Source organism: Campylobacter concisus, from assembly GCF_002913865.1.
In the GTDB taxonomy this organism is placed as follows: Bacteria; Campylobacterota; Campylobacteria; order Campylobacterales; family Campylobacteraceae; genus Campylobacter_A; species Campylobacter_A concisus_AM.
The window spans coordinates 1-8,978 of sequence record NZ_POYX01000087.1 but is presented as its reverse complement, the minus strand read 5'-3'; the positions used below and the strand labels follow the sequence as shown (position 1 = coordinate 8,978).

The window sequence follows — 8,978 nt, the reverse complement described above, 5'->3', positions numbered from 1 at the left end:
AGTCGTTCCCGAAAAAAACATAATTTTAATGCTTCATATATAGAACTCTTGCCTGCCCCATTGTTTCCGTAAAGCAAAAAATTATCTCCATTTTTTAAGTTTATTTCCGCTAAATCTTCATGAGCTAAGAAATTATTGATTTTTATTGTTTTAATCATATCTCACCTTTAAAAAATTTAATAAGCCTCTCTTTTAATTCAATGTCTCTTTTTTTTAGTTTTTCATACGATATATTATCCATGTCATCAGCTATTGACCTCACTTCTTCTATATTTGATTTTTTTAAATAATCCTTCTTTCTATCTATAGTGATATTTTTCTTGCTTATATCTAAAACAATTATATTACCAAGCATATCTACAACATCAGATATTTGTTCATCACTCCAATCTACAAGATACTTTTTATCCTTATAATTAATAATTTTATCAAAACTAGTTTGCTTCAAAGCCTTGTCCTCTATTAAATAAAACGCCAAAAGCGCATATCCGTTTTTAAGAAGTCCCAAATAATCAAAACGCTCAATGGGTATATTTTTCTCAATGAAATCATCAATGTCTCTATCAATACTAATATCTCTTATTATGTTAAATATTTTAAATTTAATGACACTAGTAGAACCATTAAAATATACCAATCTTATAAGTTTTTTTAAAAAGTTAACTGTTTCAACAGTATTTTGTGTATTAATATTTTTAACATACAAATATACTACCAATGCTATTTTAGGAAATTGATTTGTATAAATTTCCAATAGCTGTAACCATTTAGCCAATTCGGTTTCTCCATTTTTCCCTTTATTTATAAATTCTACAACTTCTATAATATCGATTAACTATTGTAAAACTTCATCATAATTCTTTGTTTTAAATGGCGAATATTTTTCCTCAATAAAAAAATCCCTAATATTTATTTCCGAAGTCGTTTTATTTTCCCTACCTCTTATTATATGAGAATAATATCTAAACAAGTCATCTATTTTCGTACTACTAGTCTCACAACGATTTCTTAGGTCTTTCCATTGCTCAATAAAAGCTTTTGCTTCATTATTTTTTCTGGCTTTTTCATATAATTTCCCCTTAAATATGTCTGCGTCATTCAAACTTTTACCGCGATTATTAAGAGTTTCGAATATCTTTAGTGCTTTGTTGTTAGCTTCTTCAAAATTTTTTCCATTTAATTCTATAGGAAGTAGGTATACACTCTCAAACAAGAACCTAATAAAAGCATCTAAATCACCTCCATTATTTACATAATATTCAATCCAGCGATAAAAAAATAAAGCATTCCTCTCAAATATATTCATAATTTTATGGACTAAAAATTCCCCTTTTGAATTCAAAAACTCTTCCATTTTGCTATCAAAATCATTTCTGCCATAATGCAATACTAACGCAAGATTTTCTTCATCGTTTACTTCAAAAACTTCGGATCTTATTCTATTATCTTCGTGATCGCTATATATGTCCTTTCTTATATAGCAGTCGCGTAATTTCTGTAACTTTGGTTGATATACGAACAAGACCTTAAAAAAAAGAAGCAATGTAGTAAGCCTCTGTTGCCCATCTACAACTTCCAATCTATCCTTGTTTTCGTCGCTTTTTGCAATAACTAGATTTCCAATAAAATACTCTTGATTTTCATGGTAAGCATTCATGATATCGTTGTACATTTGATAACACTCGTCATAATCCCAAGAGTATCCTCTCTGATAGGAAGGTATTACATACTGCTGTTGAATGTCAAAAATACTTCTTAAGTTTTTTTGCTCCGCTGATAATGATAAACTCATATTTTTACCTTTCAATTCCTAAAAATATTGCTATATAATACCAAATATCTTAGGAATAAAAATATAAGGCTTTATTGCTTTTCTATAATTTCACCCCTCTAGTTATCATCAGCGACTGATCATAAAATAAAATAAGCACCACCGAAACGCCCACACCAAGTGCTAGCGAGACCGTCGTAGTCGTGATAGCATTATCAAAAAATATGATCAAATACTCGTTTTTCTTAGCGATGCTTGTCTCATTTAAAAATGAAAAAAGCGCCAATATCCCTTTATATGCAAAAACTCCTGGCACCATCGGCAAAAGCGCTGGAAATGCGATGATCTCAGCTGGCACCTTTAGCCGTTTGGCAAAGAGCATGCCTAAAATTCCGCTCATAAAAGAGACGATGAGCGTTGCGACACTGATGTTAAAAAATCCCATCTGCATGATCCAAAAGCGGCTAGCATGCGCAAATGCAGCGAGCAAGGCACAAAATATGAGAGTTCTTTTTGGAGGCGAGCTAGCATAGGCAAAGCCAAGTCCAGCCACCGCAGCAAAGCCAGCATCTACAAGCGTTTCACTTAAAAGCTCAAACATTTAATATCTCCGCGCTGCTAAGCGTAAGCGTGATATAGACGCCAACAGCCATGCAAAGTATGAGGATGCCCGTGCTTATGGCTCTGCTTATGCCAACAAGGGTGTTGTCGTTTAGGATGTCAAAGACTGAATTTATGAGAAAAACGCCAGGCATCATAAAGAGCACAGACGAGCCTATCGCCACGTCGCTTGTGTGCGTAAGTCCGTAAGATACGCCAAGATAGGCGATAAATGAGACGACAAAGGATGTCAGGACATATTGGATTTTTAAATTTACACCCATTTTTGCAAGGGCAAATTTAAGAGTGTAGCCAACAAGCGTTGCAAAAAATATGCAAATAACTGAGCCAGCATCGCCTCCAAAAAGTCTGCAAAATGCCGCATTTGCAAAGCTTATCAAGATAAGCGAGCTAGCAAATTTATTCGCACCAACACTCATCACACTATCAAAACTCTCTTTAGCTTCATCTAAGCTCAAGCCCTCATCTAAAATTTGCCAGCTAAGCGATGATAGCTCAGAAATTCTGTTAAAACTCACCTGCCCTAACGGGATCTTTCTCACATAAGTTCGGCGCAGGGAGTTGTCAGCCGAGTCCATCACACTAATGGTAAAATACTTCACGAAAATGGTCACGCTAACGTCGTAGCCGTAGTGCTTAGCTATGCGGTCGACGCACTTTTCTACGCGCGCAGTGTATGTGCCAGCACTCACCATCGCTGTCGTGTATTCGGTGAGAAAATTCGTTAAGATTTGGATATCAGGCTTGGCGTTCATCTTGACTGATCTTAAATTTCAGAAAAAACAAAATGAGCTGCAAAACAAGCATCACTTTCATCACATATTCGCTTGCGCTATGCATCTTGGCAAACTCCGCTGTCTGCGTCGCCTCTGCGCCAAGACCCTGAGCCTGCACGATAAAAGGTGTGAAGATAAAGACAAAGCTTAGCGCTAGGGCTAAGTTTAAAAACGAGAGCATAAATGTGCTAAATTTTAGTGAAAATGCAAGCTTTTTTCTTAGATCAAAGAGCTCGCTAACTGCTACAAATGCGCTTACAAATAGCAAAACGTAGTTAAATTTTAAAAATATCTTTGTCATCATCTGCCCGCTCATAAAATGCGTGAGCACCCCCTCGCCTATGATGCTTTGTGGGAAAAATATGACTGGTGCGACCAAAATTCCAAGCGTTAGCTCAGTGCCGATCACCGCTGCTAATAGTAAAAAATAGATACTTCTCAATCTCTCTCCTTTATAGTTTTAAACTCGCGCAAAAGCCCCTGTCAAAGCCCGCTAAGTCCTTGTAAAAAGCGCTTTTATAGCCATTAAATTTTAGCGCCATCTCCATGCTCGCTCTTTGATCATAGCCCATTTCGCAGGCGATATTTTTTATGCCGCGATTTCTGGCGATAAGGATGATATTTTTTAAAATTTCATCTCCGACCTCGCCTCCAAATAGCGCCTCATGCGGCTCGTTTATCACAAATTTATCAAGTTTATAGTCTCGCGCTATATAAGGCGGGTTTGAGACCAAGATGTCAATATCACCTAAAATTTCATCGATATATGAGCACTTTACAAAGTCGATCTTCTCGCTTACATTAAATTTAAGCGCATTTTTTTTGGCTAAATTTAGCGCCTTTTCATTTATATCGGTGGCTACTATTTTAGCGTTTGTTTTAAGGGCAAGCATGACACTTATTATCCCGCTGCCAGTGCCGATCTCAGCGATCTTTGGCGCTTTATAGCCGCTTGCAATCTCAAGCACTTTATCGACTAAAATTTCAGTCTCAGGGCGCGGTATCAAAACACCACTTTCTACCTCAAACTCCAGCCCATAAAAGCCAGCCTTGCCGGTAATGTACTCAAGCGGCTCATAGTTTTCAAAGCGCTTTACAAGGGCAAAGTAGCCGCTCTCATCAAATTCGCTCTTTTGGTTTAAAAATATCCACTCGATACTCACACCAAGGTAGCTCATGAGCAAAATTTTAGCCACCCTGCTTGGATTCTCGCAAAGTGGCTTTAGCCTTAAATTTGCCTGCTTTAAAGCCTCTTCAACTCTCATTTTCTAGCTCATTTATCCGCTCAAAAAGGCTTGGGTGCGAGTGATAGACAAATGAGTAAAGCCAGTGCGACTTTGGAAATGCTTTGTTTTCGCTGCCAAGCTTGGTTAGGGCGTTTATCATGTCGGTTTTGTTTGAAATTTCTTTTGAAAACCTATCTGCGCCAAATTCATTTTTACGGCTAAAGTGCGAGATGATCGGCGAGAAAAGAAAGCTAAAAATAGGCGAGAAAAGCACCAAAAAGATGATGATGCTAGCGCCATTTTGCCCTAGTCCTATCGCCTCATAAGCGCTTGCGCCAACGTTTCCAAAGATGAAAAATAGACAAAATAGCATGACCGCGCTTAGCGCTATCATTTTTAGGATATCTTTATGCTTAAAGTGCCCAAGCTCGTGCCCCAAAACTGCCACGATCTCCTCGGTGCTTAGCTTTTTTATCAGCGTGTCAAAAAGTACCACTCGCTTTGTCGCTCCAAGCCCGCCAAAATAGGCATTTAAGCGGTTGTCGCGCTTGCTAGCGTCTATCGTAAAAACGCCGCTACTTTTAAAGCCACATTTTGTAAGCAAACCCTCTATCTTGCCCTTTAGCTCGCCATCTTCAAGTGGCGACATCTTATTAAAGATAGGCGCGATGAGCGTTGGATATATTAAATTTACAATTAAAGCGATGCCAAAACTTAGCAAAAACGCCCAAAACCACCAAAACTCCCCAAGAAAATTTATACATAAAAGCACGAGCCAGACGAAGGCCGAGCCAAAAATGAGCATTAGCGCTAGCGACTTTATGGTATCAACCAAAAATATCTTTGCGCTCATGTTTGAAAAGCCAAGCTTTTTGTCTTTGACAAAGCTTTCATAGATACTTAACGGCAGATCAAGAAGCGACGAGATCAGTAAAAAGCTCATCACAAATATGATATTTTCAAACGTAGTGCCCTCTTTTAGGCAAGCGCCTGAGAGCATTTTTAGCCCAAAGCTTATCCACGCAAAGAAGATAACGGCGTGATAGATGAGGCTAAAAATTTCAAATTTTTGATTTGTCACGGCGGCAACTGCGGCGTTTTTGTACTCGCTCGCTTCAAGCACGACAGGCTCTTTTTTAGCTTCAGCCCTTACAAAGCCGATCTGTAAATTCGCCAAAAAAAGCTTAAAAATCACATAAAAAATATAGATAAATAAAAGTGTATAAAACATATTCTCCCTTAAATTTCATAAAGACTAAAGCAGCCATAGTCCGTTCTAACTGCGAGCTTGCCATCTATAAATTTAGCCTCGCAGCTCTTTACGACATGATCTAGCATAAATTCCGCCATCACATCGCCACTTTGTAGATTGGTGGCGTAGGCTCTGCTTTGATCTATCACCACAAGCTTGCCAGCTACGGCGTCAATGCAAAACTCGCTCGCTCTTAGATACTTGTCCTTTATCCAAGGCTGTTTTGTCACTTTTGCGCTCTTTATATCAAGACAAAATAGCTTGTTTTCAAGATACTGCCTAACCAAAAGTGTCTTTTCGTCCAAAAAGCAAATTTTGTCAAGTGCGCCAAATTCGGCTCTTACTTCGCTTAAAATTTCGCCATTTTTTGCGTTTAAAATTTGCACTTCGTTCTCTTTGGTGCAAAGCGCAAGCATGCTAGCATCCGCACTAAGAGCCGCACAAAGTATCGGTGCGTAGCTTTTTTCGCTGCATTTATACTCACCGATCTTTGAAATTTCGCTATCCCTAAAGGCAAAAATTTGCCCAAACATGCCAAAAATAGCCACGCCGTTTGAAGCACAGATAAAGCTTGCTATCTCGCTATTTCGCTTGAGATTTTGCTCGGCTGAAATTTGGCGAAATTTAGCCCCTTTTGGCTCAAAAATGTAAATTTCATGATCAAGGTCTAAAAGTAGATTTTCACCTACGCACTGGGCGTCCCACGCAAGTGGCTTTGGCAAGGCGATCTGCTCTTTTATAGCACCACTTCGATCAAGCTTCACCAAAATATCACTAGGCATGCTGCCATCTTTTTGACCGCCACTTTTATAGACATAAATTTCATCTCTTACGCTGGCAAACGAGAGCGCTCCAGTATATCCACCACCGATATAAACGTGTAAGCTCGCCGCGCCGGCTTTTGCCTCGCTATCTTGCAGGATAAAGCCCTTTTTTAGGCTCTCCCACTCTTTTTTGACGCAGGCTTTTTTAGCCTCCGTCTCGCTTGCAAATTCTTTTTTACTCTGCTTTGTTTTGCTGCCTTTTAGGCTCACGCTCACTAAAGCTTTATCCTCTACACCAAGCCCTAAACGCTCACCGCTATCAAAATTTACAAGCTCGCGCATATTTCACTTCAAAAAGTTGTCGTAAAAGCTGCTGATAAATAGCACCAAAATGACAAAAGGCACGACAAATTTGATGTAGAAAAACCAAATGTTTATAAGCTTTGCGTATTTTTCACTGCCTTGCAAGATCTCTTTTTTCGCTTCATCTTTTAGCACCCAGCCGACAAATATCGCACATCCAAGTGAGGTTAGCACGAAAAATATGGTAGCACTTATCGCGTCGTATGCGTCAAAGATATTTTTACCAAAGATACTCACATGGCTTAGCAAATTTGTAGCCATAAGTGATGGTAAATTTCCTAGCACGAAAATGACGCTAAGCACTAAAAATATCGCTTTTTTGCGCCTTATCTTAAATTTCTCTTGCAGCGTAGTAATGATCACTTCATATATCGGTAGCGACGTCGTAAGCGCAGCGATCATAAGAAGCGCGAAAAACGCCACCGCGAAAAATCCGCCAAACGGCATGTGCGAAAAGACGATCGGAAGCGACTTGAAAACTAGGCTAGGACCGCTATCTGGCGAGACGCCGTAGCTAAAGAGCGACGGGAATATCATAAAGCCAGCAAGCACGGCTATGACGGTGTTTAAGATGCCAGTGATGATAGAAATTTTAACCAGCCCTTCGTCCTTTTTAACAAAGCTTGAGAGCGTTATCATCACGCCAAACCCAAGTGAGAGCGCAAAGAAAACCTGCCCCAAAACATCGACAAAAAGCTTTAAGCTTATCTTTGAAAAATCAGGCGTTAGATAAAATTTCACCCCCTCCATAGCACCTTCAAGAGTGATGTTTTTAGCGATCATGACGAGCATTAGGATAAAAAGAAGTGGCATTAGATATTTTGCTGAGCGCTCGATGCCGCCAACTGCACCTTGCACCAAGATAGCGTAATTCACTAGAACAAAAACAAGGGTCGCAAAGCTTATGGCAAGCGGATTGCTAACGATATTTTGCTCGTAAAATGCGCTAGTTTGCTCAAAACTCACGATATGCGAGAGATCAAGCAAACCAAATGAAATTTGAGCGATATAGTTTAAAACCCAGCCTCCGATAACCATATAATAAGCCATGATGCCAAATGCGCCAACAAGCCCCATCCAGCCGACTATCTGCCACTTTTTGCTGATCTTTTTGCCATTTACTGTGCCGCCAAATGCATCAACGGCGTTGCACTTTAGTCGCCTGCCGATGGCGTTTTCAACCAAAATCATAGGAATACCAATGACTATCATCGCTATGCAAAACACGAGAACATAGGCCCCGCCGCCGTTTTGACCGACTAAGTAAGGAAACCGCCACGTCGCGCCAAAGCCGACCGTAGCCCCTGCAACAGCTAAAATGTACGTAAGTCTTGAACTCCACGATTTTCTATCCATCTATCTACCTTTGTGAAAAATAGGGATTATATAAAAAAAATGATTAAATTTTGCTAGCGACAGGCGATGCTTGCGTGTAAATTTGGCTTTTTTGATAAATTTTAGGACTTTTATGTGTTGATTTTTTATCTTTGCAGGGTAAATTTAACTCTGTTAATGCAAAACGCCAAATTCTACATACCCCTCCGTCGCAATAAGCAATATCCAACCCTCTTTGGGGCTGCAAAAATAGTGATGTTGCGCGATATTTTCAACCATAAATTTTAAAAAATCATAAAAGCATTCAGGTACAAATTTAAGCTCTGTGCTTGTCAGACCATCACCGACGTAGCCTATCTCGCTGCTTAAAATTTTACTTTGAACGCTTGGATATGAGCTAAGAAAATTTTTAATATCAGCGAAATTTTCATAATCAGCCGTTTTGTAATCTTTTAAATTTTGCAAAAGCGGTTTTGAACCGACAAAGGTAAAATTTCGCTCTATAAAATTTGCTACATCATCGCTTTTGTGCCATTTTTGACCCAAATTTGACAAAAAAGAAAGCATCTCATCATCGGCGGAGATGAAATTTGAAACTGAATTTTTCTCGCTCATTTGTCTCCTTTTTTGTAAAGTCGCTACACCTTTGTAAAAGAGGGATTATATAAAAATTTATGGTGGTTTTATATTTTTTTAGTAACAGTTAGCGAGCAAATTTTAAAATTTCATGAACGAGTAATTTCGGCTCTAAAATTTGAGCTAAGCTGTAAGCGAAGCCAAATTTTAGTAGTCAATTCTTGCGAGTGAATGAAAGTTTAAAATTTGCTTTGAGATGTAAATTTATCAAAAGGGAGACAAGGGGACTTGAAT

11 protein-coding genes are annotated in these 8,978 nt (G+C 38.8%); all 11 read right to left on the bottom strand.

Annotation, left to right across the window (positions count from 1 at the left end; translation table 11 throughout):
- A partial coding sequence (locus tag CYP77_RS10380) for an ATP-binding protein (RefSeq protein ID WP_181001953.1) occupies window positions 1-158 on the bottom strand: 158 nt, incomplete at its 3' end.
- The gene (locus CYP77_RS05865) at window positions 155-775 is read right to left on the bottom strand and encodes a hypothetical protein (protein ID WP_103599714.1); all 621 of its coding nucleotides are present in this window, start codon (window positions 773-775) and stop codon (window positions 155-157) included. The genes CYP77_RS10380 and CYP77_RS05865, both read right to left, overlap by 4 nt.
- Before the next feature lie 60 nt (window positions 776-835).
- Window positions 836-1,807: a DUF262 domain-containing protein gene (locus CYP77_RS05860; protein WP_141090837.1), complete on the bottom strand. Its 972-nt coding sequence runs from the start codon at window positions 1,805-1,807 to the stop codon at window positions 836-838.
- Between the two features lie 67 nt (window positions 1,808-1,874).
- Window positions 1,875-2,372, bottom strand: a complete 498-nt coding sequence (locus CYP77_RS05855; RefSeq protein WP_103565776.1) for a threonine/serine exporter family protein — start codon at window positions 2,370-2,372, stop codon at window positions 1,875-1,877.
- Window positions 2,365-3,147: a threonine/serine exporter family protein gene (locus CYP77_RS05850; protein ID WP_103565779.1), complete on the bottom strand. Its 783-nt coding sequence runs from the start codon at window positions 3,145-3,147 to the stop codon at window positions 2,365-2,367. The genes CYP77_RS05855 and CYP77_RS05850 overlap by 8 nt, the downstream gene beginning before the upstream one ends.
- On the bottom strand, window positions 3,131-3,610 hold the full coding sequence (locus CYP77_RS05845) for a DUF4149 domain-containing protein (protein ID WP_103565782.1): 480 nt from the start codon (window positions 3,608-3,610) through the stop codon (window positions 3,131-3,133). Before CYP77_RS05845 ends, CYP77_RS05850 begins: the two co-directional genes overlap by 17 nt.
- 10 nt (window positions 3,611-3,620) lie before the next feature.
- On the bottom strand, window positions 3,621-4,433 hold the full coding sequence (prmC, locus tag CYP77_RS05840; protein WP_103565784.1) for a peptide chain release factor N(5)-glutamine methyltransferase: 813 nt from the start codon (window positions 4,431-4,433) through the stop codon (window positions 3,621-3,623).
- On the bottom strand, window positions 4,423-5,625 hold the full coding sequence (locus tag CYP77_RS05835; RefSeq protein ID WP_103565787.1) for a M48 family metallopeptidase: 1,203 nt from the start codon (window positions 5,623-5,625) through the stop codon (window positions 4,423-4,425). Before CYP77_RS05835 ends, prmC begins: the two co-directional genes overlap by 11 nt.
- Before the next feature lie 8 nt (window positions 5,626-5,633).
- Window positions 5,634-6,752, bottom strand: coding sequence for a hypothetical protein (locus CYP77_RS05830; protein ID WP_103565790.1), 1,119 nt, complete (start codon window positions 6,750-6,752; stop codon window positions 5,634-5,636).
- A 3-nt stretch (window positions 6,753-6,755) separates the two neighbouring features.
- Window positions 6,756-8,129: a sodium-dependent transporter gene (locus CYP77_RS05825; RefSeq protein WP_103565792.1), complete on the bottom strand. Its 1,374-nt coding sequence runs from the start codon at window positions 8,127-8,129 to the stop codon at window positions 6,756-6,758.
- 153 nt (window positions 8,130-8,282) lie between these two features.
- Window positions 8,283-8,723, bottom strand: a complete 441-nt coding sequence (locus CYP77_RS05820; protein ID WP_103565794.1) for a hypothetical protein — start codon at window positions 8,721-8,723, stop codon at window positions 8,283-8,285.
- Window positions 8,724-8,978 lie beyond the last annotated feature (255 nt).

Coding starts and splice junctions, on each gene's coding strand:
- CYP77_RS05855 (WP_103565776.1), bottom strand. CDS start 2,372: ATGTTTGAGCTTTTAAGTGAAACGCTTGTAGATGCTGGCTTTGCTGCG.
- CYP77_RS05850 (WP_103565779.1), bottom strand. CDS start 3,147: ATGAACGCCAAGCCTGATATCCAAATCTTAACGAATTTTCTCACCGAA.
- prmC (WP_103565784.1), bottom strand. CDS start 4,433: ATGAGAGTTGAAGAGGCTTTAAAGCAGGCAAATTTAAGGCTAAAGCCA.
- CYP77_RS05835 (WP_103565787.1), bottom strand. CDS start 5,625: ATGTTTTATACACTTTTATTTATCTATATTTTTTATGTGATTTTTAAG.
- CYP77_RS05830 (WP_103565790.1), bottom strand. CDS start 6,752: ATGCGCGAGCTTGTAAATTTTGATAGCGGTGAGCGTTTAGGGCTTGGT.
- CYP77_RS05825 (WP_103565792.1), bottom strand. CDS start 8,129: ATGGATAGAAAATCGTGGAGTTCAAGACTTACGTACATTTTAGCTGTT.
- CYP77_RS05820 (WP_103565794.1), bottom strand. CDS start 8,723: ATGAGCGAGAAAAATTCAGTTTCAAATTTCATCTCCGCCGATGATGAG.